Annotated in this window: 21 protein-coding genes; 10 read left to right on the top strand and 11 right to left on the bottom strand. The window is 68.4% G+C overall.

What is annotated here, in order from left to right; all coding sequences use genetic code 11:
• Window positions 1-24: 24 nt before the first annotated feature.
• From gyrB to dnaA, 6 genes are all read right to left on the bottom strand, one after another.
• Window positions 25-1965, bottom strand: a complete 1941-nt coding sequence (gene gyrB / locus QWU11_RS09895; RefSeq protein WP_290104792.1) for a DNA topoisomerase (ATP-hydrolyzing) subunit B — start codon at window positions 1963-1965, stop codon at window positions 25-27.
• Window positions 1966-2330: 365 nt separating this feature from the next.
• Window positions 2331-2825, bottom strand: a complete 495-nt coding sequence (locus QWU11_RS09890) for a DciA family protein (RefSeq protein WP_290104791.1) — start codon at window positions 2823-2825, stop codon at window positions 2331-2333.
• 19 nt (window positions 2826-2844) lie between these two features.
• Entirely contained in the window at window positions 2845-3966 is a 1122-nt protein-coding gene (recF, locus tag QWU11_RS09885) for a DNA replication/repair protein RecF (protein WP_290104790.1), read from the bottom strand.
• Between the two features lie 138 nt (window positions 3967-4104).
• Window positions 4105-5037, bottom strand: coding sequence for a phosphogluconate dehydrogenase (NAD(+)-dependent, decarboxylating) (gene gnd / locus QWU11_RS09880; RefSeq protein WP_354670833.1), 933 nt, complete (start codon window positions 5035-5037; stop codon window positions 4105-4107).
• Window positions 5038-5077: 40 nt separating this feature from the next.
• Window positions 5078-6205: a DNA polymerase III subunit beta gene (gene dnaN, locus QWU11_RS09875; RefSeq protein WP_290104788.1), complete on the bottom strand. Its 1128-nt coding sequence runs from the start codon at window positions 6203-6205 to the stop codon at window positions 5078-5080.
• A gap of 438 nt (window positions 6206-6643) precedes the next feature.
• Window positions 6644-8347, bottom strand: a complete 1704-nt coding sequence (gene dnaA, locus QWU11_RS09870) for a chromosomal replication initiator protein DnaA (protein ID WP_290104787.1) — start codon at window positions 8345-8347, stop codon at window positions 6644-6646.
• 310 nt (window positions 8348-8657) lie between these two features.
• Here dnaA and rpmH point away from each other — a divergent pair, with 310 nt between their 5' ends.
• From rpmH to QWU11_RS09845, 5 genes are read left to right on the top strand one after another with little or no spacing between them, the layout of a single operon-like run.
• On the top strand, window positions 8658-8795 hold the full coding sequence (gene rpmH / locus QWU11_RS09865; RefSeq protein WP_290104786.1) for a 50S ribosomal protein L34: 138 nt from the start codon (window positions 8658-8660) through the stop codon (window positions 8793-8795).
• An 11-nt stretch (window positions 8796-8806) separates the two neighbouring features.
• The gene (gene rnpA / locus QWU11_RS09860; RefSeq protein WP_290104785.1) at window positions 8807-9166 is read left to right on the top strand and encodes a ribonuclease P protein component; all 360 of its coding nucleotides are present in this window, start codon (window positions 8807-8809) and stop codon (window positions 9164-9166) included.
• Complete coding sequence (gene yidD, locus QWU11_RS09855) at window positions 9163-9459, top strand: membrane protein insertion efficiency factor YidD (protein ID WP_290104784.1); 297 nt, start codon at window positions 9163-9165, stop codon at window positions 9457-9459. Before rnpA ends, yidD begins: the two co-directional genes overlap by 4 nt.
• Window positions 9460-9469: 10 nt before the next feature.
• The gene (gene yidC / locus QWU11_RS09850; protein ID WP_290104783.1) at window positions 9470-10522 is read left to right on the top strand and encodes a membrane protein insertase YidC; all 1053 of its coding nucleotides are present in this window, start codon (window positions 9470-9472) and stop codon (window positions 10520-10522) included.
• A gap of 43 nt (window positions 10523-10565) precedes the next feature.
• Window positions 10566-11066 carry a R3H domain-containing nucleic acid-binding protein gene (locus QWU11_RS09845; RefSeq protein WP_290104782.1) on the top strand — a complete coding sequence of 167 codons (501 nt, stop codon included), beginning with the start codon at window positions 10566-10568 and terminating at the stop codon, window positions 11064-11066.
• Window positions 11067-11127: 61 nt separating this feature from the next.
• On the opposite strand, the gene QWU11_RS09840 is transcribed toward QWU11_RS09845, so the two are convergent.
• A complete protein-coding gene (locus QWU11_RS09840; protein ID WP_290104781.1) occupies window positions 11128-11445 on the bottom strand; it encodes a DUF6458 family protein in 318 nt (105 codons plus the stop codon).
• Between the two features lie 250 nt (window positions 11446-11695).
• On the opposite strand from QWU11_RS09840, the gene rsmG reads away from it, so the two are divergent.
• The 5 genes from rsmG to QWU11_RS09815 all read left to right on the top strand — a co-directional run bounded on the left by rsmG (window position 11696) and on the right by QWU11_RS09815 (window position 19208).
• A complete protein-coding gene (rsmG, locus tag QWU11_RS09835) occupies window positions 11696-12397 on the top strand; it encodes a 16S rRNA (guanine(527)-N(7))-methyltransferase RsmG (RefSeq protein ID WP_290105109.1) in 702 nt (233 codons plus the stop codon).
• 342 nt (window positions 12398-12739) lie between these two features.
• Entirely contained in the window at window positions 12740-13594 is an 855-nt protein-coding gene (locus tag QWU11_RS09830) for an AAA family ATPase (RefSeq protein WP_290105108.1), read from the top strand.
• Between the two features lie 55 nt (window positions 13595-13649).
• Window positions 13650-14606: a ParB/RepB/Spo0J family partition protein gene (locus QWU11_RS09825; protein ID WP_290104780.1), complete on the top strand. Its 957-nt coding sequence runs from the start codon at window positions 13650-13652 to the stop codon at window positions 14604-14606.
• Between the two features lie 1827 nt (window positions 14607-16433).
• On the top strand, window positions 16434-16580 hold the full coding sequence (locus QWU11_RS09820) for a hypothetical protein (RefSeq protein ID WP_290104777.1): 147 nt from the start codon (window positions 16434-16436) through the stop codon (window positions 16578-16580).
• 2010 nt (window positions 16581-18590) lie between these two features.
• Window positions 18591-19208: a GNAT family N-acetyltransferase gene (locus QWU11_RS09815; RefSeq protein WP_290104775.1), complete on the top strand. Its 618-nt coding sequence runs from the start codon at window positions 18591-18593 to the stop codon at window positions 19206-19208.
• Window positions 19209-19485: 277 nt separating this feature from the next.
• Here the strand turns inward: QWU11_RS09815 and trxA are convergent, their stop codons facing one another.
• The 4 genes from trxA to sigM all read right to left on the bottom strand — a co-directional run bounded on the left by trxA (window position 19486) and on the right by sigM (window position 22368).
• Window positions 19486-19806 carry a thioredoxin gene (gene trxA, locus QWU11_RS09810; protein WP_290104774.1) on the bottom strand — a complete coding sequence of 107 codons (321 nt, stop codon included), beginning with the start codon at window positions 19804-19806 and terminating at the stop codon, window positions 19486-19488.
• 55 nt (window positions 19807-19861) lie between these two features.
• Window positions 19862-20842: a thioredoxin-disulfide reductase gene (gene trxB / locus QWU11_RS09805; protein WP_290104772.1), complete on the bottom strand. Its 981-nt coding sequence runs from the start codon at window positions 20840-20842 to the stop codon at window positions 19862-19864.
• 147 nt (window positions 20843-20989) lie between these two features.
• On the bottom strand, window positions 20990-21742 hold the full coding sequence (locus QWU11_RS09800; protein WP_290104770.1) for a zf-HC2 domain-containing protein: 753 nt from the start codon (window positions 21740-21742) through the stop codon (window positions 20990-20992).
• On the bottom strand, window positions 21739-22368 hold the full coding sequence (gene sigM / locus QWU11_RS09795; protein WP_290104769.1) for an RNA polymerase sigma factor SigM: 630 nt from the start codon (window positions 22366-22368) through the stop codon (window positions 21739-21741). The genes QWU11_RS09800 and sigM overlap by 4 nt, the downstream gene beginning before the upstream one ends.
• Between the last annotated feature and the right edge of the window lie 99 nt (window positions 22369-22467).

Below are 22467 nucleotides of genomic sequence, written 5' to 3'. Positions count from 1 at the left end.
GGGCGCGAGGTGGCCGCGCGGCCGTTAGATGTCGAGGAAGCGCACGTCCTTGGCGTTGCGCTGGATGAACGAGCGGCGTGCCTCGACGTCCTCACCCATGAGCACGGTGAACAGCTCGTCCGCCTGGGCGGCGTCGTCGAGGGTGACCTGCAGCAGGATGCGGTGCTCGGGGTCCATCGTGGTGTCCCAGAGCTCTGCGGCGTTCATCTCACCGAGGCCCTTGAACCGCTGTACGCCGTCGCGGGGGCGCGGGTCGCGCTTGCCGCTCTCCATGCCTCGCTCGATCAGCGCGTCGCGCTCACGGTCGGAGTAGGCGTAGTCCGAGTCTTGGCCCCGCGCGTCCCACTTGATCTTGTAGAGCGGCGGCTGGGCGAGGTAGACGTGGCCGGCCTCGACCAGAGGCTTCATGAAGCGGAACAGCAGGGTCAGCAGGAGCGTGCGGATGTGCTGGCCGTCGACGTCGGCGTCGGCCATCAGGATGATCTTGTGATAGCGCAGCTTCTCGATGTCGAACTCGTCGTGGATGCCGGTGCCCAGGGCGGTGATCATCGCCTGGACCTCGTTGTTCTTGAGGACCCGGTCGATGCGGGCCTTCTCCACGTTGAGGATCTTGCCGCGGATCGGGAGGATCGCCTGGTACTGCGGGTTGCGGCCGCCCTTGGCCGAGCCGCCCGCCGAGTCGCCCTCCACGACGTAGATCTCGCACTTGCTCGGATCAGTGGACTGGCAGTCCGACAGCTTGCCGGGCAGGGAGGTCGACTCCAGCAGGCTCTTGCGCCGGGTCAGGTCGCGGGCCTGCCGGGCGGCGATGCGCGCCCGCGCGGCCTGCGTGGCCTTGTTGATGACCTCTTTGGCCTCGCCGGGGTTGGCGTCGAGCCAGCCGCGCAGGTTCTCGTACATCGCTTTTTGTACGAACGACTTGGCCTCGGTGTTGCCCAGCTTGGTCTTGGTCTGGCCCTCGAACTGCGGGTCGGCCAGCTTGATCGAGATGATCGCGGTGAGGCCCTCGCGCACGTCCTCGCCGGCGAGGTTGTCGTCCTTGCCCTCGCGCAGGAGCTTCTGCTCGCGCGCGTACTTGTTGACGACGGTCGTCAGCGCGGCGCGGAAGCCCTCTTCGTGCGTGCCGCCCTCGGCGGTATTGATCGTGTTCGCGAAGGTGTGGACGGACTCGGAGTAGGAGCCGCTCCACTGCATGGCGACCTCGACCGACATGCCCTCGGTCTCGTCGCTGAAGGCGATCACCGACTGGTGGACCGCGTCCTTCTTGGCGTTGAGGTAGCGGACGAAGTCCTCGATGCCGCCCTCGTAGTGGTAGGAGACGGTCTTCGGCTCGCCGTTGATGTGCTCGGGCCGCTCGTCGGTCAGCGAGATCGACAGCCCGCGGTTGAGGAAGGCCATCTCCTGCATGCGCCGGCTGAGGGTCTCGAAGTTCCACTCGAGCGTCTCGAAGATCGAGTCGTCCGGCCAGAAGGAGATGATCGTGCCGGTCTCGTCGGTCGCCTCGCCCTTGGCCAGCTCGCTCGTGGGGCCCTGCCAGTTGTAGGACTGGCGCCACACGAAGCCGTCGGTCCTGACCTCGGCCTCCAGCCGGGTGGACAGGGCGTTCACCACCGCGGAGCCGACGCCGTGCAGACCACCGGAGACGGCGTAGGACTTGCTGTCGAACTTGCCGCCCGCGTGCAGCGTGGTGAGGACGAGTTCGATCGCCGGTCGTTTCTCCACAGGGTGCATGCCCACGGGAATGCCACGGCCGTTGTCCGTCACGCGGACCCCACCGTCGGCGAGCAGCGTCACCGTGATGGTGTCGGCGTGCCCCGCGAGAGCCTCGTCGACGGAGTTGTCGACAATCTCGTAGACGAGATGATGAAGGCCGCGCTCGCCGGTGGAACCGATGTACATCCCGGGGCGCTTGCGAACCGCCTCCAGGCCTTCTAGGACAGTGATCGAGCTAGCGTCGTACGCCAAGTGGAGATCCTCCTGCCGGAGGACACACGCCGCGCAGCTCCCCGTAACACAAGCGGGGCGCCCGATCCACGGGCGGCCCGCAACGGCGATCGTGTCCTGTATCCGCCTCCATTCTATCCAGACCAGCCCCCTTCCTGGGCCATGAAGCGCGTTGTGAGGCCGTACAAGCCCCGAAACCCGCCCCTTCGGGATCCCCCTATTAGGTCTGGGGGGTTGCGACGCGTACGGACGGCGAAATCGAATCGGACTCATCGCCTTCACCGAGCGGTCAAGTCCCTCCACACAGCCTGTGGAAAACTCTTACGGACAGCCCGGATCATCCGACATGACAAAGCCGGATTCGGGGTCGTTCGGGGAGCCGCCGGTCAAGTACGCGGGCGGCGTCCACCGGTCACGCGGAGGCGTCCGCTGCCCCGCTGGCCGGTCGACGGACCCACGACCTTCACCCGCTGCACGGTCCCGTGGCCGAGGTCCTCGTTCAGCCGTTTGACCAGGTTCGCGGCCAGCAGACGCACCTGGGTCGCCCAGTTCGCCGAGTCGGCGGCGATGACCAGGATGCCGTCCTCGAAGGTCTCCGGCTTGGTGTGTTCGGCCAGCTCAGGGCCGACGATCTGCGGCCAGCGCCCGAAGACGCCGCCGACGGCCGCGCGCTCCTGCCAGCCGCGAGCCGCCATCAGCTCGCGGATCGCGGGGCCGAACGCCGTCGGGTCGCCCCCGCGCCCGGAGGCCCGTACGGGCTTGCGGCGCTTCTTCCGCACCTGGCCGGGCAGCGCGCCGCGCTCGCGTGCGTCGGCCTTCGCCTGGGCCAGCGCCTCCCGTGCCAGCTCGATGCCGGACTTCGCCGGGCCGGAATTTTCCACAGGCTGTGGATCCTGAGGCTCATCGGACACGGGAGACCTCCCCTTCGGAGACGTCAAAGGTCGCACCCGTGAGCTGCTCGGGCACGTCCGCGGGCACCGCCGCGGTGATCAGGACCTGTTCGGCCGGCGCGACCAGCTCGGCCAGACGCGTACGGCGGCCGGTGTCCAGCTCGGCGAACACGTCGTCGAGGATCAACACCGGGTCGTCGCCGTCGGCACGCAGCAGCTCGAACGCGGCCAGGCGCAGGGCCAGGGCGAACGACCACGACTCCCCGTGGCTCGCGTAACCGCGGGCCGGCAGGTCGCCGAGCTTGAGCACGAGCTCGTCGCGGTGCGGCCCGACCAGGCTGACGCCGCGCTCCAGCTCGTTGCGGCGTGTTTCCGCCATCGCGGCGAGCAGTGCCTCGCCGAGTTGTGCACGGTCTGTGGACAACTCCACGCCGGATGAGGCGCGGTACTCCAGGTCGGCGGCGCCGCCGGGAGCGAGGTCGGCGTAGGCCTTGGCGACCAGCGGCCGGAGCGCGGCGACCAGGTCCAGCCGGCCGCCGAGGAGCTCGGCCCCCGTACGCGCGAGGTGGGTGTCCCAGACATCGAGGGTGCTCAGCACCTCCTGGCCGGGCGCGCGGCGGTGCGCGGCGGCCGACTTCAGCAGGGCGTTGCGCTGCTTGAGCACCCGGTCGTAGTCGGAGCGCACCCCGGCGAACCGCGGCGTGCGTACGGTCAGCAACTCGTCCATGAACCGGCGCCGGTCGCCGGGATCGCCCTTGACCAGCACGAGGTCCTCGGGTGCGAACAGCACGGTCCGCAGCATCCCCAGCACCTCGCGGGGCCGCTGCACCGGCGAGCGGTTGAGCCGGGCGCGGTTGGCGCGGCCCGGGTTGATCTCCAGCTCGATCAGCGCGCGGCGCTCGTCGCGGATCACTCCGGCCCGTACGATCGCTCGCGCGGCGCCCTGCCTGACGAGGGGAGCGTCTGTGGACACGCGGTGGCTTCCGTGCAGCGCGACGTAGCCGATGGCCTCGACGAGGTTGGTCTTGCCGTGGCCGTTCGGGCCCACGAACGCGCTGATCCCCGGCTCAAGGGCGATCTCCGCGGACTCGTAGGACCGGAAGTCCAGCAGCGTCAGATGGGCGACGTACACCCAGACGAGAGTAGGGCCTGTGGCGCGCGCTCGCCTCGCCTGTCTCAGGGAGCATGGTTATCCCCAGGCTGTGCACAGTCTTCTGTGGAAACACCGGAGGGGCGGCCCCGTACGAGGCCGCCCCTGCCGAAAAGTGCGTCAGGCCGGTGGATTGACGTCGGCGCCGGGCGAGTCGGCGCCCTTCTGCGTCTCCACGGCGTGGCCGCCGAACTGGTTGCGGAGCGCCGCGACCATCTTCATGGCCGGTGAGTCGTCCTGCCGGGAGGCAAACCGGGCGAACAGCGCCGCCGTGATCACCGGTAGCGGCACGGCCAGCTCGACCGCGGACTGCACCGTCCACCGGCCCTCACCGGAGTCCTGTGCATAACCCTTGAGCTTGGCCAGGTCGGGATCGTCGTCCAGCGCCCGGTCGGCCAGGTCCAGCAGCCAGGAGCGGATCACCGTGCCCTCGCGCCAGCTGTGGAAGGTCTCCGGGACGTTCTTGATCAGGTCGCTGGCCTCGAGAAGCTCCCAGCCCTCGGCGTAGGCCTGCATCATGCCGTACTCGATGCCGTTGTGGACCATCTTGGCGAAGTGCCCGGCGCCGACCTCGCCGGCGTGCACGAAGCCGTAGTCGCCCTCGGGCTTGAGCGCGTCGAAGATCGGCTTCAGCTGCTTCACGTGGTCTTCGCTGCCGCCGACCATCAGCGCGTAGCCGTTGTCGAGCCCCCAGACGCCGCCGCTCACGCCCACGTCGAGGAAGCCGAGGCCCTTCTCGGCCAGCACCTTGGCGTGCTCCTGGTCGTCGGCGTAGTGCGAGTTGCCGCCGTCGATCACCACGTCGCCCGGCTCGAGAACCTCCGCGAGGCTGTCGACCGTGGCGCGTGTGGGCTCTCCGGCCGGAACCATCACCCACACCGCCCGTGGGGCGCTCAGGCGCTCGACGAGCTCTGCCAGAGAGCCGACGTCGGTCACGTCGGGATCGCGGTCGTAACCGACGACCGTGTGGCCGGCGCGGCGCAGGCGCTCGGCCATGTTGCCGCCCATGCGGCCCAGGCCGATCATCCCCAGTTGCATGTGAGTTCTCCTCAGAAGGGGTCCCCGTCCCTTATGAGCGTAGTGAACGGGACGATCAGCTCGACAAGCGGATCGGCATGATCAGGTAACGGTAGTCCGGGTCTTCCTCGTTCGCAGGCTTTCCGGTCATCACCGCGGGCTTGGTCGAGGTGGTCATCGCCAGCCGCGCGACGTCGGAGCCGATCGCGCTGAGCCCGTCGAGCAGGAAGTGCGGGTTGAAGGCGACGTCGATGTCCTGGCCCTCGAGCGAGGCGCCGAGAACTTCCACAGCCTGTGCATCATCGCCGCTGCCGGCCTCGAGGACGACCTCGCCCTGGCGGAACGACAGGCGTACCGGGGTGTTCTTCTCGGCGACGAGGCCGACGCGCTTGACCGCCTCGGCGAACGGGCCGGTCTCTACCTCGGCGACCGCGGAGGTCTCCTTCGGCCACAGCGACTGGTACTTGACGAACTCGGCGTCGAGCAGCCGGGTCGTCGTACGGCGGCCGCCGCCCTCGAAACCGATCATGCCTTCGCCGCTGCCGCTCCCGCCGGCGGCGAGGGCGATGGAGACCTCGGCGCCGGAGGTCAGCGACTTGGCGGTGTCCGAGAGCGTCTTGGCGGGCACCAGGGCGACCGCGGAGAAGTCGGGCTGCTCGGGCTTCCACTTCAGCTGCCGTACGGCGAGGCGGTAGCGGTCGGTCGAGGCGAGCGTCACGGTCTCGCCCTCGATCTCCAGCCGTACGCCGGTGAGCATCGGCAGGGTGTCGTCGCGGCCCGCGGCGATGGCGACCTGCGCGACGGCGGCGGCGAACTCGTCGCTGCCCACCATGCCGGCGGCCGGCGGCATCGCCGGGAGGCTCGGGTAGTCCTCCACAGGCATGGTCAGCAGTGTGAACTTCGCGGTGCCGCACTTGAGCGTGACCTTGGCGCCGTCGGTGGTGATCTCGACCGGCTGCGCCGGGAGGCTGCGGGAGATCTCGGCGAGGAGGCGGCCCGACACCAGCGCGGTACCCGGCTCGTCCGCGTCGATGTCCATCGTCATCTGCGCGGAGACCTCGTAGTCGAACGAGGACAGCTTCAGAGTGTCGCCGGCCTCGATGAGCATGCCCGCGAGGACGGGTACGGGCGGGCGGACCGGCAGTGTGCGCGCGGTCCAGGCAACGGCGTCTGCGAGGACGTCCCTGTCGATGCGGAATTTCACTTTGGACCGTCTCCTGGGGTTTCGATCACCAAGGGTCGTGGAACGGAAGAGAACGAGCGGCTTGCCTCAATCGTGGCGCGGCACGGCTCCCTACGTTCTGTCTTTCTCTCTCTAGATAGAACAAGAGTCATCGTCATAGGGGCCGTGGATACTGGGGAAAAGTCTAGTCCTCGCAGGTCAGACCGCGTTTCTGCGTCCACCGCCGCTGTGCATGGACCCTGTGGAATCAGTGGATGCCTGAGGACGAACGAAAACTGTCCCCATCTCGTCCACCGAACGTCCACCACTCGTCCCCATCTCATCCACCGGTTCTGCCCTCGATCCACATGGTTGTCCACCGAGATTGATCCACAGGTTTTTCCCCACCCTGTGTAATCCACGATCTTTGGATAACCGGTGTGGACTTCCTGTGGACGCCTGTGGACCGCTGGGGACAACTCAGGCTCCGCCGTTGCGTGCCTGTTGCTTGATGCGGTTCGTGAGCTCGGTGACCTGGTTGTAGATCGGGCGCTTCTCCGCCATGAGCTTGCGGATCTTCTTCTCCGCGTGCATCACGGTCGTGTGGTCCCGTCCCCCGAACTGCTGGCCGATCTTGGGCAGCGACAGCTCGGTCAGCTCGCGGCAGAGGTACATCGCGATCTGCCGGGCGGTGACGAGCACCCGCGAGCGCGACGGACCGCAGAGCTGCTCCATGTCGATGCCGAAGTACGTCGCGGTCTGCGCCATGATCGTCGCCGCGGTGATCTCGGGACCCGTGTCGTTGGGGATGAGGTCCTTGAGCACGATCTCGGCGAGCTGAAGGTCGACCGACTGCCGGTTGAGGCTCGCGAAGGCGCTGACCCGGATGAGCGCGCCCTCCAGCTCACGGATGTTGGTGGAGATCTTCGAGGCGATGTACTCCAGGACCTCGGGCGGGGCGACCAGGCCCTCCTGCACGGCCTTCTTGCGCAGGATCGCGATGCGGGTCTCCAGCTCCGGCGGCTGGACGTCGGTGATCAGTCCCCACTCGAACCGGTTGCGCAGGCGGTCCTCCAGCGTCACCAACTGTTTGGGCGCGCGATCGCTGGAGATCACGATCTGCTTGTTGGCGTTGTGGAGGGTGTTGAAGGTGTGGAAGAACTCCTCCTGCGTCTGCTCCTTGTTCTCCAGGAACTGGATGTCGTCGACGAGGAGGATGTCCATGTCGCGGTAGCGCCGGCGGAAGTTGTCGGCCTTGCCGTCGCGGATGGCGTTGATGAAGTCGTTGGTGAACTCCTCCGAGCTCACGTAACGCACCCGCGCGCCGTTGAACAGGCTCTGCGCGTAGTGGCCGATGGCGTGCAGCATGTGCGTCTTGCCCAGGCCGGAGTCGCCGTAGATGAACAGCGGGTTGTACGCCTTGGCGGGCGCTTCGGCCACCGCCACCGCCGCCGCGTGCGCGAAGCGGTTGGAGGAGCCGATGACGAAGGTGTCGAAGGTGTACTTCGGGTTGAGTCGGGCGGGCTCGCCGGTGTTCTTGCTCTCGGAGGGCGCCGAGGGACGCGGCTGCCAGTTGGAGCCCGGGGTGGGGACGAAGGGGTCGCGCTGAGCGCCCTTCGGACTGGGCGGGCCGCCGCTGGGCTGCTGGTCCTGGCGGTAGTGGCCGCCGTACTGGTCGTAGCGCTCGGAGCTCTGGTACTGGTCGTTCCGGCCGTACTGCTGGTCATTGCCGTACTGCTGGTTGCCGGCGTAGCGCTCGGCGGCGTACTGGCTCTCGGCGTACTGCTCGGGAGAATAAGGACGCGGGTCGGCGGCCGGGCCTCGCAGGGTCTGCCCGGTGTAGCCGGTGGGCTCGGGTGAGTAGGCGCGGGGCGCCTGCTCGTGGTCGGACTCCGGCTCGGCGGGCAGCGGCCGGTCAGGCGCCGGCGGCTGGTCCGGTTGTACGGTCACGGCGACGCGGATGTCGCGGCCGAGCTGGTTCGACAGCACCTGCGTGATGAGCGGGCGCAGGCGGTTCTCCAGGACGTCCTTGGCGAACTCATTGGGCGTCGCGAGCAGCGCGGTGTCCTCGACGAGGGCGAGCGGCCGGGTCATCGCCAGCCAGGCTCGATGCTGGGGTGGGAGGTCTCCCGGCAGGGCCTCTAGCGCCCTGGTCCACACCAGGGCAAGGTCCAGACCGTCCATGTGTTCTCCCCTCCCTCTCAGGCCCGTGTACGACACGCCGTTCCCCGGGCGTATCCCGCGCACCTGCAGTGGACCACTCTCTCACGCGTCATCCACAGGGTTGTCCACAAGTTGTGCACGGGGTGAAAGAAGGCGGTGGATAAGTCCCCTCGGTTTGACCGGAGGGCAGGCCAGACCGTAACGTACGACGGTCGAGTCGCATCGACGGCGGTGCTGCACGCCCGCAGGTCGCCGGCTCTCGCAGGCGGGGGTCCACGCGCCCGCGATGCGACCAGAGAAACGTTGACCACCCGCCCCACTGGAGTTTCGAGTGAGCAAGCGTACATATCAGCCGAACAACCGCCGCCGGCACAAGAAGCACGGCTTCCGGCTCCGCATGCGCACCCGGGCGGGGCGGGCGATCCTGTCGTCGCGCCGTCGCAAGGGGCGCACCCGCGTCGCGGTCTGACCGCGGCAGTCATGCTGCCGTCCGGCAACCGGATGCGGCGGCGAGAAGAGTTCACTTCGGCCGTCCGGCGCGGTGACCGTGCCGGGCGGCCTCGTGTGGTCTTGCACCTGCAGCATCGGGACGAGACAGACGAACCGGTGCGTGTCGGGTTCACCGTCGGCCGGCCCGTCGGAGACGCGGTGGTGCGCAACAAGGTGCGCCGCAGACTCCGGCATATCGTGCGTGAGCGCCTCTACCGGCTGCCAGCAGGTAGCCTGCTAGTCGTGCGCGCCAACCCGAAGGCGGCGACCGCACGAAACGACGAACTCGCCGCGGATGTCGACGCGGCGCTCGACCGGCTCCTTCGGCGAGAGGTCAAGAGGCGGAGATGACAGCCAAGCCGACGCCCGTCGCCCGGGCTCTGATGCTGCCGATCGTCTTCTACCGTCGATTCATCAGCCCGCTCTTCGGGCCCGTCTGCCGTTACCAGCCGAGCTGCAGCACGTACGCGATCGTCGCGCTGCGCCGGCACGGCGCCCTGCGTGGCGGATGGCTGGCCGTACGCCGAATCGCCCGCTGTCACCCCTTTCACGCGGGCGGGTACGACCCCGTGCCCCCGCGCCGGGGAGAGGCACCCTCAGACCTCACGCCGCCGCAGGGTGGCACCGTAATCGGAGAGCATTAGGAGCCAGTCGGTGAGTCTCAGCTTTCTAAGTCCGCTGTTCGAGGCCGTTACGTGGGTGATCATTCAGATCCACGCCGGCCTCAGCCTGATCTTCCCCGCGGACAGTGGCTGGGCGTGGGGTCTGTCGATCTTCCTCCTGACGGCCCTCATGCGGATCATCATCTTCCCGCTGTTCGTGAAGCAGATTCACGCGTCACGGAAAATGCAGGAGCTGAACCCCCAGGTTCAGGCGTTGCGCAAGAAGTACAAGAAGGACAAGCAGCGCCTCAATCAGGAGATGATGAAGCTCTACCAGGAGGCGGGTGCCAACCCTCTTTCCGGGTGCCTGCCGCTGGTCGTGCAGTTCCCCATCTTCATCTCGCTCTACAACGTGCTGCGCGCGATCTCGACGACCAAGCCGGGTCAGTCCAAGTACGGCATGTCGTCCGACCTCATCCAGAGCGCCCAGCACGCGCACATCTTCGGCGCCTCGATCCCCACGACGTTCGTCGAGGCGTTCGGCGACAAGCACATCGGCGCGATGATCGTGGCCGGGCTCGCGGTCGTGATCAGCTCGACGACGACGTTCTTCACCATGAAGACGAGCGTCGGCCGGTCGATGCAGAGCATGACGGCCGACAACCCGATGATGCAGTCGCAGAAGTTCCTGGTGTACCTCTCGCCGCTGTTCGGACTCTTCGGCCTGACGCTGCCCCTCGGTGTGCTGATCTACTGGGTGACCACCAACTCCTGGACGCTGGCCCAGTCGCACTACGTCTACAAGAAGTACCCGATGTCGACGCCGGACGGGCAGGCCACCGCCGGGTCCAACGGCAAGGCGGGCACCACGGCGAAGGCCGGGACGGGCGCGGCCCGTACGAACACGGCCCGTACGAACACGGCCAAGGCGGGGGCGAAGACGGGCGGCAACAGCTCGCTCGCGTCCACGGTGAAGCAGCCCTCCGGCATGCTCGGCAAGGCGCGGAAGAAGGCCGAGCCGGAGCCCGAGGACACACCCCCCGACACACCGAAGGTCGTGCGACAGCAGCCGTCACGGCAGTCGCGCAGCAAGAGGAAGCGATAGCGTGACTTCTCAGACCAGTCCGAGTACGCATGAGGAGCCCGGCGTGAGCCAAGCCGAAGCCGAGACCACGGAGGCCGAGACGGTCGACGTCCAGGCTCTCGAGCAAGAGGGTGAGATCGCGGCCGACTACATCGAGGGCCTCCTCGACATCGCCGATCTCGACGGCGACATCGACATGGACGTCGAGGGCGAGCGGGCGATGGTCTCGGTCGTCGGCGCCACGCTCGACGAGCTCGTGGGCAAGAAGGGCGAGGTGCTCGAGGCGCTCCAGGAGCTCACCCGCCTGGCGGTCCACCGTCGTACGGGCGAGCGCAGCCGGCTCATGCTCGACGTCGGCGGCTTCCGCGAGCGGCGGCGCGCCGAGCTCACCAAGCTCGGCCGCGAGACGGCCGAAGAGGTCAAGCGCACCGGCGAGCCCAAGCCGCTGGCGCCGATGACCCCATTCGAGCGCAAGGTCGTGCACGACGCGGTGGCCGCCTTCGGGCTCCGCAGCGAGTCAGAGGGCGAGGAGCCCAGCCGCTACGTCGTGGTGCACGCCGAATAGTTTCGCTGCCAACGGCCCCGTCACCTTCTTCAGGTGGCGGGGCCGGCTGCGTTGTGGGCCGTCACCTGATGTCCCGGCGGACGGTCCGCCGTACGTGCTGCTCGGCCGCCGGTTCGACGGGCTCGACGACCGGGGGCTCCTGCTCGGCGCGCACGAACGCGCCGGGCTGCGGCTGTCCGTCCACGATGTCGACGTCCTCCACGACCTGGCGGCGACGGCGAGGCCGCGTGTAGGCGAGCGTGATGACCAGCATCGCGGCGCCGACGAAGATGAGGATCCAGCCGATCATCTGGACGTCGATCCCACTGACGTGAAAATGGGTGGCGAACGCGAGGATCGCCCCTAGTGCGATGAACGCCAGAGCTGTACCGATACCCATGTCCTTTACCTTCCCTTCCCACGGAACGTCGCCTAAGGGGTACCCCTCTCCTGTGGGATATGCGTCCTGGGGCGAACGGGTTCGCCCTGGGGCGGCGTGGGGTCGGCGTGGGGGGCGGCCTCGGGCCGGCTTTGGGCTGGTGAGGGATACGTTGGCGGGTCGGCGTTCGCGGGGTGTGCCGGCGTGTGGAACCATTCGATGGTCGTGGAAGTCGCCACGCCGTTCCCGAGAGTCGCTGATTCGCGAGCCTATGTCCTCACTTCCTGCGCCGCCTCACGCTCAAGAGGTCTTCGGTGACGCGCTCCCCCTGGCCGAGCGGTACACCACGTTCCTGGCCGGTCCGGGCGTAGAACGCGGTCTCATCGGTCCACGGGAGGCTTCACGCCTCTGGGAGCGACATGTCCTCAACTGTGCCGTCTTGACGGAGCTCGTTCCGGATTCTGCGGTGGTCATCGACATCGGTTCGGGCGCGGGTCTACCCGGTGTGGTACTGGCCATCATGCGTACGGATCTGTCGGTCACGCTGCTGGAGCCGCTGCTGCGGCGTACCGTCTTTCTGCAGGAGTGTGTCGACCTTCTCGGGCTGCCGAACGTCGTCGTACGGCGGGCCCGTGCGGAGGAGGTCGCCGGCGAGTACGCCGCGGACATCGTGACCGCACGCGCGGTCGCGCCGCTGACGCGTCTCGCCGGGTGGGCGCTGCCCTTGCTCAGGCCGGATGGAGAGCTGCTCGCGCTCAAGGGAGAGCGTGCGGCGGCCGAGCTCGAAGAAGCACGACTCGTTCTGGAGAAATTCGGGGTTCGCGCGGCCGAGGTAGTCCACGTCGGTCGCGGTAAGGTCGACCCGCCGACGACGGTCGTTCGCGCTGTCGCGGGGACGGCCCCATCGAAGGGGCGGTCCGGCTCTCGTCGGGGCGGGCGTCGGCGCGGCGGAGCGCACGGACGGAAGAGGTGACGGTCCTTGACCACGAGCAAGGGACTGGGCTGGCCGGACGGAGCGTCGACGGCGCCGTCGCAAGACGCGTCGGGGCTTGGCTGGCCGACGCATGCCGCACCGGAGCAACCGCCGGTCGCCCCGCCTGAGCCGGTCGAGACGGCTCCGGTGGTCGAGGTGCCTACGCCGGTCGAAGTGATCGCGCCGGTCGAGGTGCCTGAGCCGGCTTCTCCGCAGGCCGCGGCGCCTCCGCCTCCTGATCCTGTAAAAGAGACGTCGCAGCGCGATCCGGCCCACGGGGAGTCGAAGTTGGTAAGCGAGGCACTCAAGTCCGCCGAGGTTTCACGTGAAACGAGCCAGCCGATAGCGCAGGCCGCCGCGGCCGCGTTGCGGGTGCAGGCGAAGCGTGGCGAGAAGGAGTGGCCTCGGCCGCCCAAGTGCCGTGTGATCACGATCGCGAACCAGAAGGGCGGCGTGGGCAAGACCACGAGCGCCGTCAACCTGGCCGCGGCGCTGGCGATGCACAACTGCCGCGTCCTTGTGGTCGACCTCGACCCGCAGGGGAACGCTTCGACCGCTTTGGGCGTCGAGCACCACAGCGACATCCCGTCGGTGTACCACGTGATCCTGGAGGGCGGGTCGTTCGACGACATCGTCGTGCCGGCCGAGGGGCTGCCCAACCTCTACTGCGCGCCCGCGACGCTCCACCTGGCCGGCGCCGAGGTGGACCTGGTGCCGATGGTGGCCCGCGAGAACCGCCTGCGGAAGGCGCTGGAGTCCTACGACACCGGCAACTTCGACTACGTGCTCATCGACTGCCCGCCGTCGCTGGGCCTGCTGACGGTCAACGCGCTGACGGGTGCGGATGAGCTGCTGATCCCGATCCAGACGGAGTACTACGCGCTGGAGGGCCTGAGTCAGCTCCTGCACACGGTCGATCTGGTGAAACAGCACCTGAACCCGCGGTTGACCGTGACCACAATTCTGCTGACGATGTACGACGCGCGTACGCGGCTGGCGGCTCAGGTGGCGGACGAGGTACGGAGCCACTTCGGCCCCCTGGTGCTGGGCACGGTCATCCCCCGTAGCGTCCGGGTGTCGGAGGCGCCGAGCTACGGCGAGTCGGTGCTGACGTACGACCCGGGTTCCAGCGGCGCGCTGGCCTACACAGAGGCCGCGCGCGAGATGGCGTACCGCGGGGCGGAAGAGCCCAAGTGAGCGTTGTGATGGTGGCCGGGCGGCGGCTCGGCACTGTGGTCATGGAGGAACCGAAGTGAGTCAGCCACGACGCGGGCTCGGCAAAGGCCTGGGCGCGCTGATCCCGACGGCGCCACCGCCGGGAGAGGAACCGGAGGCCGGGTCGGGCGCCGCCGCCTCCCCGGAGGGCGTCGGCCCCATGGAGCCGGTACTCGTCGCGGGAGCACACTTCGCCGAGATTCCGATCGGCGACATCACGCCGAACCCACGGCAGCCGCGCCGGACCTTCGACGAGGAGGCGCTGGAGGAGCTGTCGGCGTCGATCAGCATCGTGGGCCTGCTGCAGCCGATCGTCGTACGCGAGCTGCGCTCCGGCGGGTACGAGCTGATCATGGGGGAGCGGCGCCTGCGGGCGTCGAAGCTGGCGTCGGTGGAGAAGATCCCGGCGATCGTCCGGGAGACGGGCGACGACGACCTTCTGCGCGACGCGCTGATGGAGAACCTCCATCGGCAGCAGCTGAACGCGCTGGAGGAGGCGGCGGCGTACCAGCAGCTGCTGGACGACTTCGGCGCGACGCATGAGGAACTGGCGACGAGAGTCGGTCGCTCTCGCCCGCACATCACGAACACGCTGCGCCTGCTGAACCTGCCGCCGGCCGTGCAGCGCCGCGTGGCGGCAGGCGTGCTGAGCGCCGGCCACGCGCGTGCGCTGCTGGGGCTGGACAGCCCGGAACGCCAGGAACACCTTGCAGGCCGCATCGTTGCGGAAGGCCTGTCAGTGCGTGCGGTGGAGGAACTGATCGCCCTCGGCGAGGGCGGCGAGACGAAGCAGGCAGTCCGCCGGAAGGCGATCAACACGCCGGTGAACCCGCGGATCGAGGAACTGGCAGCCGAACTCTCCGAACGCTACGAGACGAAGGTGAGCGTCGACCTCGGCCGCCGCAAAGGGAAGATCGTCGTGGAGTTCGGCTCGATCGAGGACCTGGAGCGCATCATCGACGCCATGAACCCCGGCGCTCACCCGGGCTCGTAGGTCGACTCCGCCGTAGCTTTTCTGTTTCACGTGAAACGGCGCCACCTCGCCGCGACTATCGCGGCGCTAGGCGGCGCCGTTCGCTTTGAGTGGGCAGACGTCTGAAGCTTCGCCATGGCGAGACGCCCGCGCGGCGGCACCCGCGGGAGGCGGTGTGCGCGGGAGGCGGCGTGCGACCTAGTCGGCGATCCATGCCGTGGTGGACCCCGCCGGGCCGGTCGGCTGTAGCCCGACACCTCGACAGTCGCCGACCCTCTCCCCGCGCCCTGACGCGGACCCAGTGATCGTGGCATCCCCCTGGAGCCCAAGCACCGCCTATACGCCCCGAGACGGGGACACGCGACACCCGCGACACTCCGACGTGCGCGGCGTCGCGGTACATGTGGCATCGCGTGCATGCAGCACCTCCGACGCGCGGCAACCTGACTCACGCGATACCGCGACACACTCCGCACGCGACGCGCGTGGATCTCACCGTGCGCGGCACCTGGCGCACCTCGCACCCGACGCGCGCGGCATATCGCCGAGCGCGGCGTCCCAACGCATGCGGTGACGCGACCATGTCTCCGCTCGGTGGCCGCGGCGTCGATGCCGCCGGAAAGGTAAGTCGGGGGTCTTCATGACGGCGGTCGCGCTTGTTGGGTGGCCCGCCAGACGATGGGCGACACCGCCCCGCCGTGCCGGTCGTCGGCATCGATCGCGTCCGGAGTCCATAGGACGACAGGGGCGTTGGTACTGCAGATCCCCGAACGAGGACACGCTCTTGCCGCGGGATGCGACGTAGACCGCATGCATGCATGGATGCGCCAGGGCGCGCGTGACGTCTGTCGCTGGGCCTACCTTGCCCCCGCCTGCCGCCTGCCGCCTGCCGCCTGCCGCCTGCCGCCTGCCGCCTGCCCGCCGCGCGCTCGGCTACATCTCCGTTCGATGGCCTCGGCATCGATGTCTCCGTCGAGGCCAGCCCCACCACCGCGCCGGCGAGGCAGTAAGAAACGCTCTCCGTCGAGGCGTAGGTGCGGTTACTTCGACTCTTAAGATCAGCTCTGCCGTGGTGAAGAGACCGAAACAGCAGGGCCGCTCACGGCAATCCCACGCGCGGTTACGACTTCCGCTGGGTGACCCATGCAGGCAGCGGCGCCCAGCCACAACGACATCCGCCAAACGGGGGCCGCGTCGACGCGTCCTTTGCTGTTTCACGTGAAACGGCGTAGCCCAGTTCGTCTTAGACGGAGTAGCCGAACACTCCTCGCGCTCCTGCGTAGGTCGGTAGCGATCGCAAGACTGACCGCGACCGCGTTCCCGGTGCCGGTTTCACGTGAAACGGCATGAGGTTCACCAGCGGGACGAGACGTAGCGTTGATGCCACACCCGAGCGTGAGTCGACAGGCACGCCGGCCCCGCGTGCTCCGGCCCTCTGGGAAGAGTCGAGACAGTGATCGCTCGCCCGCTCCACATCGACCCTGGAGCATCTCTCCGTGTGTGGCGTCCCGACGCACACGACATCCCAGACCTATGCGGCGTGCCCGCCTGCCTGCTACCCGTGTGCTCTCGTGCCCGCGTGAGCACTCCGGCGTTGTTGACCAGAACGTCCAGCCACCCGAGGTCCCGCGCAGTGGTGCCGACGAGGGCGGTGGTGCCGTTGGCCGTGGTGCCAGGACATCGTCGGCATCAACGACGTAGCGGAACGTCGCCTCGCCCAGGTCGGCGGCCCTTGCCGGGACGAGGTCGACGGTGGTCGGGGCGGATCTGGGCTCTCGGCCGCTTCGCGAAGTAGAGCTCTGGTAGTGCTCGGAGGCGGACGGTGGCGCATCGCCGACAGGTCGCGTCATGGCAGCCCCGGAACAGCCGATCACCCGTGCGGTCACGGCCAAGGCGGGGATCGAGGCGGGGATCGAGGCGGGGATCGAGGCGGGGATCGAGGCGGGGATCGAGGTGAAGTGCACGCGGGTGGCTGGGATGGTGCCGCCTGCATGACCGTGCGGACGCAGTAGCGGCGCTCCCCTGCTTTCCAACACTTCTCCTGTTCCCCGTTTCACGTGAAACGGGCTTGCGGTCCGGCCTCAGGGTGACGAACTCTCCGAGGTGCCCTGCTGCGCGAGGCCTTCCGTACGGGGAAGTCTGTTCGCCTCACGGCGGCCGGTTGGGCGCGGCGGTTGTCCCGGCGGCCGCTCGACTGCTCATTCAAGGCCGGCCAGAGGTGTCCGTCTGCAGTAAGCAGCCGGCGCGGTCGGATGAGTCCCGCGGACTGCGACAACGGCGTACGGGTGCGTGTTCGCTGCGGGGCTGTTCCGGCGTGCTCTCGCCGCGAGAGCGGGCAGCGATCGCTGTCTCGACCTTTTCGGAGGGCCGGCGCACACAGGGTCGGTGTGGTGCCAGGAGATGGAGAACTCCCGTCCGCTCAGGCCGGGAACACTGATCGGCTTAGGGCTTCGAGTCGTCTCGCGCCTGAGAACGGACGTTACTGACGTGTCCGGCGAGGCGATGTCGACGCCTACAGGCCGACCAGCTGGCGCGTCCGCCTAGATACCTCGTGCCGGGCCGAAGTTAGCGCGTCCGATACCGCTCGTGCTGTTGGCAAGGCGCATGAGAACGGTTTCCTGTTGAGGTAGCCGTCCCCTGCGTCATGAACCGTGTGCCGTATCGGGTCCATTGTCGAGGGAAGTAGAGCCCGTGATCGCGTGTCGGGCACGCGGGTGAGAGCGGCCTGGGCGCATGTGCCGCCCGCCGGCTACGACGTCGTCCATGTCCATTCGGGGGACGTGAGCGTCGTGAGTGAGTGGGGCATCGCGATCGGTGCCCGACACGAAGCGACGTTCAAGGGCGTTCCCGCATGCTCTCGGCCCTGCGGGAGCGAGCATCCAGCGGCCAGTTGCTCCGGGTGGACCTCTGACGGACCCGAGCCGCGGGCTGTCTCGACCTTCCCAGGTGGGTCGGAGCTCGCAGGGGTCGGTGTGGTGTCAGGCGACGTGAGGAGACGGCGAACTCGCTGTCACGTGCCGGCTTACTGGGCAGCGCGGTGACCCCCTGGCCGGGACGTGCCGGGCCCTGCCGGCGCCGGTCGGCGGGTGTCAGCACGTGCAGGATCTCGGGCCTATCCCGCGGACCGGACCGTTCGGCCGGCAGGTCGACCACGGCCTGTCGGTAGCTCCGGAGGGCGACGCTTCGCCGCTGTCCATTCACGGTGCAGATGGTCTCGACCGGGGTCCGGCAGACCGCCCGTCGGAGGCTGCCCCGGCGTCGACGCGTCCACTGGCCTCGACGCATCCCGCGGGCGTCCATGCACCCCGCGGGCGTCCACGCATCCCGCGGGCGTCCACGCATCCCGCGGGCGTCCACGCGCCCGTCGGTACCACTGACTTGCGTGCCGCGAATCTCGGGGCCGTCCCGGCCGCGCCCGACGAGTGTCCTCTACGAAAGGGGGCGCTTCGGGCGTACGCAGCCGGTCTGATTGCTGCTTTCCCTAGAAGTCCAGCTGCCCCGATGCGGTGACCTCCGACGGGCGGCACGGTTCTAGTCGGTCGAAGGCGGAGTTCGTCCGCGCGCTCGGCGCCGGTCGTGCTCTACGAGGACGCCTGCCTGCCAGGGCCTGCGGCCGGGCATCCCCGGGCCGCTGGTGGTCTCCCTGACCGACTTCCCCCGGTGCCGTTCCGAATGCCCGTGACAGCACGCGGCGTACGCGGGTAGGCGACGGTTCCATAGCGCGAGCCGAAGGGCTCGGTAGCCAGATCCGGGGCAGCCGCCGTCACGGCAAAGCAGGTCGCCGATGGTCTCCAGTGGACCCCCATGATGACGCTGCAGGACAGCAGAACGGACCAGCGCACGCCCCCTGTGAGTCGGCCCCGCGTCGGCAGGGCTTGTGTTTCATGTGACACGCTTGATGTCAGTTACCAGAAGGCAGAGTGCAAGAACCAGCTCTAAGATCTCCCCTAAGCGGGAATAGGTCCTGGTGATGAAGACGCTCCGCCCAAGAAGGGGGCCTGGCCGGTGTCGCGTCGTCTGGTCAATATCACGCTCGACAACCTCGAGGACCTGCCGATTCGGTGTCGCAGGTGCGTGTTCTGGGAGCTCGACCCCGTGAGCATGCAGCGGGCCGAAGACGCCGGGGATCCCGAGTTGGAAAAGGAAGCCTGGATCTCGTCCACGCTCCTCGAGTGGGGCAGCTGCGGCAAGCTCGTCTACGTCGACAGCGTCCCCGCGGGATTCGTGATGTACGCGCCGCCGCTCTACGTTCCCCGGTCGGTCGCCTTTCCCACGAGTCCCGTCAGTGCCGACGCCGCGCTCATGATGACCGCTCACATCCTCCCGGAGTTCCAAGGGGGCGGGCTCGGGCGGATGCTCGTCCAGGGCGTCGCCAAAGATCTCACGCGTAGAGGGCTGCGGGCCATCGAGGCGTTCGGGGATCTCAAGTGGGAGAAGCCCGGCTGTGTCATGCCGGCCGACTACATGCTCGCGGTCGGGTTCAAGACCGTGCGCCCGCACCATCGCTTCCCCCGGCTCCGCCTCGAGATCAAATCCGCCGTCTCCTGGCGCGAGGACGTCGAGGTCGCCCTCGAACGGCTCCTCGGGTCGATGTCGCCCGAAGGCGCTCTCCGACCGGTCTAAAAGGGTCCGACGCAAGGCGACACGCCGCAAAAATGGGCACGAAAAAACGCCACCCCACCCCACACCCGTACGCCACCTCTACAACACATCTCCACGGCCACCACACGCCCCACCGCTCACGTACACCCCATCTCTAACCGATCACACCAGGGCACCCGCGTTCGTGCGCCAGTGGACCTCTCACGAGTTTTCCCAGGTCAGAGGGCACAAAACAGCGCCGGCCCCACGTCAGAGGACGTGGGGCCGGCGCTGACCAGACCGCGGGAGGGCGGGTGGCTCAAATAAAGTCGGCGAGATCCTTCATGAGGGCCGCCTTCGGCTTCGCGCCGATGATCTGCTTGACGACCTCGCCGTCCTGAAAGACGTTGAGCGTCGGGATCTGCATGATCCCGTACTTCGCCGGCACCCCAGGGTTCTTGTCGATGTTGATCTTGACGACGGACAGCTTGTCGGCGTGCTCGGTGGCGATCTCCTCCAGGATCGGGCCCACCTGGCGGCACGGGCCGCACCACTCCGCCCAGAAGTCCACCAGGACCGGCTTGTCACTCTTGAGAACCTCGACGTCGAAGTCGGCGTCGGTGACGGCCTTGGTTGCCACGAGATCTCCTTCGAAAAGAAACGAAACCCGCGAGGAGCGTCCCCGCGCGACGTACTCACACCTGCTGCGGTTGCACCTCAGGCTCCGGCTGCCCGGTGAGCTCGGCCGTACCCTGGTCCTGCAGCCAGTGCTCCGCGTCGAGCGCCGCCGCCGACCCGGTACCCGCAGCGGTGATGGCCTGACGGTATCGATGGTCGACCACATCGCCCGCGCCGAACACGCCGGGCAGCTTGGTCTCGGTCGTCGGGGCGTTGACGATCAGGTAGCCCTCGTCGTCCAGGTCGAGCTGGTCGGCGAAGAGCTCCGTACGCGGGTCGTGCCCGATGGCGATGAACACGCCGGAGGTCTCCAGCGTCGACTCCTCGCCCGTGTTGACGTTGCGGAGCTTGACGGCGGTCACGCGGTCGTCGCCGACGATGTCCACGACCTCGGCGTCCCACTCGAACCGGATCTTGTCGTTGGCGAACGCGCGGTCCTGCATGATCTTGCTCGCACGCAGCTTGTCACGGCGGTGGACCACGGTCACGGAGCTGCCGAAGCGGCTCAGGAAGATGGCCTCCTCCAGGGCGGAGTCGCCCCCGCCGACCACGACGATCTCCTTGTCGCGGAAGAAGAACCCGTCACAGGTCGCACACCAGGACACGCCGTGCCCGGCGAGCCTCTTCTCGCTCGGCAGCCCCAGCTCGCGGTACCTAGAGCCGGTCGTGATGATGACCGCACGGGCGAGGTGGATCTCGTCGCCGACCTTGACGACCTTCGGCGACGCCGTCAGGTCGACCTCGGTGACGTCGTCGGTCACGAGTTCGGCGCCGAAGCGCTCGGCCTGCTTGCGCAGGTTGTCCATGAGCTCGGGGCCCTGGATGCCGTCGGGGAAGCCGGGGAAGTTCTCCACCTCGGTGGTGTTCATCAGCGCACCGCCGGCGGTGACGGCCCCTTCGAAGACCAGCGGCTTCAGGTCACCACGGGCGGCGTAGATCGCGGCCGTATAGCCCGCGGGCCCCGACCCGATGATGATCACGTTACGCACGTCGCTCACTTTGCGCCTCTTTCTGATCGGCGAAGCGGTGGCCGTTCTTGCTTCGCATGCGGGTAAACCGATCCTAGGCCGCCGGGATTCCCTCACCGTCCAGCGGCACGAAAGAGCCGGCCCGCCCCGATGGGGACGGACCGGCTCGACAGGGTGTCAGCGGGCGATCTGACGATGCAGGAGCACATCGCCGCCGGACGCCGAGCACTTCGGGCCGACGATCCAGACGTCCGCGTGAGCGGTGTCGCCACCGGGCAGCGCGATGATGGTGGCGGACCGGCCTTCGTACGTCGCCGAGTCCACCAGCAGCGGGACCTTCCCGCCGCCGACGCGCGTCACGCAGTCGGCCAGCGGGCCGTTCGCGGCGCTCATCGCCTTCGGGTCGTTCGCGGCGGCCTTCGACAGCGCGCCGGTGACCTGGGACTCCAGGCCGGCGGTCGTGTATCTCGTCCCCGTCTGCACCACCGTGAACGGGACCGCGCGAGCGATCGCCGGCCCCCGTGGGACGACGGAGTGGGTTCGGTCGATCATCGGTGGTTGGGTGCCCGTGACGCTCGACGACTCTCCATCGTCCATGACCGTACGGACGGCGGCGGCCCCCCCGCCAACGAGCACGACCGCGGCGGCCGCCGCGGCGATGTACTGAAAGCGGCGATTGGGCCGGTGGGCGTGCACGTGCGACGCCGCCTCAGCGGCGAGTGCCGCATCGAGACGGTCGACGAGGTGAGCGGGCATCGGCGGCGTCGGTGCCCGCGCGAGAACGCGGGAGACCTCCGCCACCTCGGCGGCGCGCCTGCGGCAGTCGTCGCAGTACGCCAGATGCTCCTCGGTGGATGTGGCCGTGGCATCGTCGAGAATTCCCTCGGCGAAGTCGGCCAGTGCTTCATAATCAAGGTGTGCGGCAGTCACGCGGGTTTGCCACCTCCTTCCTCCGCAGATTCGACGGCTGAACCGCCTCCCTGGTTCCGCAAGTGGCCAAGAAGTGGTGCCAGCCGTGCCCGGCCGCGTGCGCAACGGCTCTTGATCGTGCCCGGAGGCACCTCCAGAACCTTGGCCGCGTCGTCGACGGCGTACCCCATCATGTCCACCAGGACCAGGGCCGCCCGTTGCTCGAAGGGTATGCGCTGTAGTGCCTGACTCACGTCGAGCGACAGCTCGTGCGCCGAGGTCGGGTCGCTGTTCTTAGGCGCCACCGAGTCGAGGGTGGCGTCGTCGCCCATCGGCACCACGGGGCGGATCGCGCGCCGCCGCAGCCGGTCCAGGCAGGCGTTCACGACGATCCGGTGCAGCCACGTCGTCACCGCCGCGTCACCGCGGAACCGGCCCGCCGCGCGGTACGCCGACAGGAACGCCTCCTGCAACGCGTCCGCGGCCTCCTCCGGGTCGCCGAGCGTCCGCAACGCCACGGCCCACATCCGGTCCCGGTGTCGGTGCACGAGCTCTGAGAAAGCATCCGGATCGCCCTCGGCGTGCCGTCTCAGCAGCTCCTTGTCCGGAGCAGCCTCGACCGAGCGTCCCCCACGCATGATCGCCATAATCCGTCAGCCCGTTCCGTCGCAGGCATCATCGCTGAACGTGTGCGAGGCCCGGCCCGCGCTCCCCGGTTCGGCGTCGGCGCGGTCGTACGGGCATAC

It is taken from the genome of Actinomadura sp. DC4 (assembly GCF_030406325.1).
In the GTDB taxonomy this organism is placed as follows: Bacteria; Actinomycetota; Actinomycetes; order Streptosporangiales; family Streptosporangiaceae; genus Actinoallomurus.
Note: the sequence above shows the minus strand (reverse complement) of the source record. Positions and strands in the feature narration are given on the sequence as shown.

Bases quoted from the DNA above. Each gene is read 5' to 3' on its own strand.
- yidD (WP_290104784.1), top strand. From the start codon at position 9,163: ATGACAGCCAAGCCGACGCCCGTCGCCCGGGCTCTGATGCTGCCGATC.
- rsmG (WP_290105109.1), top strand. From the start codon at position 11,696: ATGTCCTCACTTCCTGCGCCGCCTCACGCTCAAGAGGTCTTCGGTGAC.
- rnpA (WP_290104785.1), top strand. From the start codon at position 8,807: ATGCTGCCGTCCGGCAACCGGATGCGGCGGCGAGAAGAGTTCACTTCG.
- QWU11_RS09840 (WP_290104781.1), bottom strand. From the start codon at position 11,445: ATGGGTATCGGTACAGCTCTGGCGTTCATCGCACTAGGGGCGATCCTC.
- QWU11_RS09820 (WP_290104777.1), top strand. From the start codon at position 16,434: ATGGCAGCCCCGGAACAGCCGATCACCCGTGCGGTCACGGCCAAGGCG.
- sigM (WP_290104769.1), bottom strand. From the start codon at position 22,368: ATGGCGATCATGCGTGGGGGACGCTCGGTCGAGGCTGCTCCGGACAAG.
- dnaA (WP_290104787.1), bottom strand. From the start codon at position 8,347: ATGGACGGTCTGGACCTTGCCCTGGTGTGGACCAGGGCGCTAGAGGCC.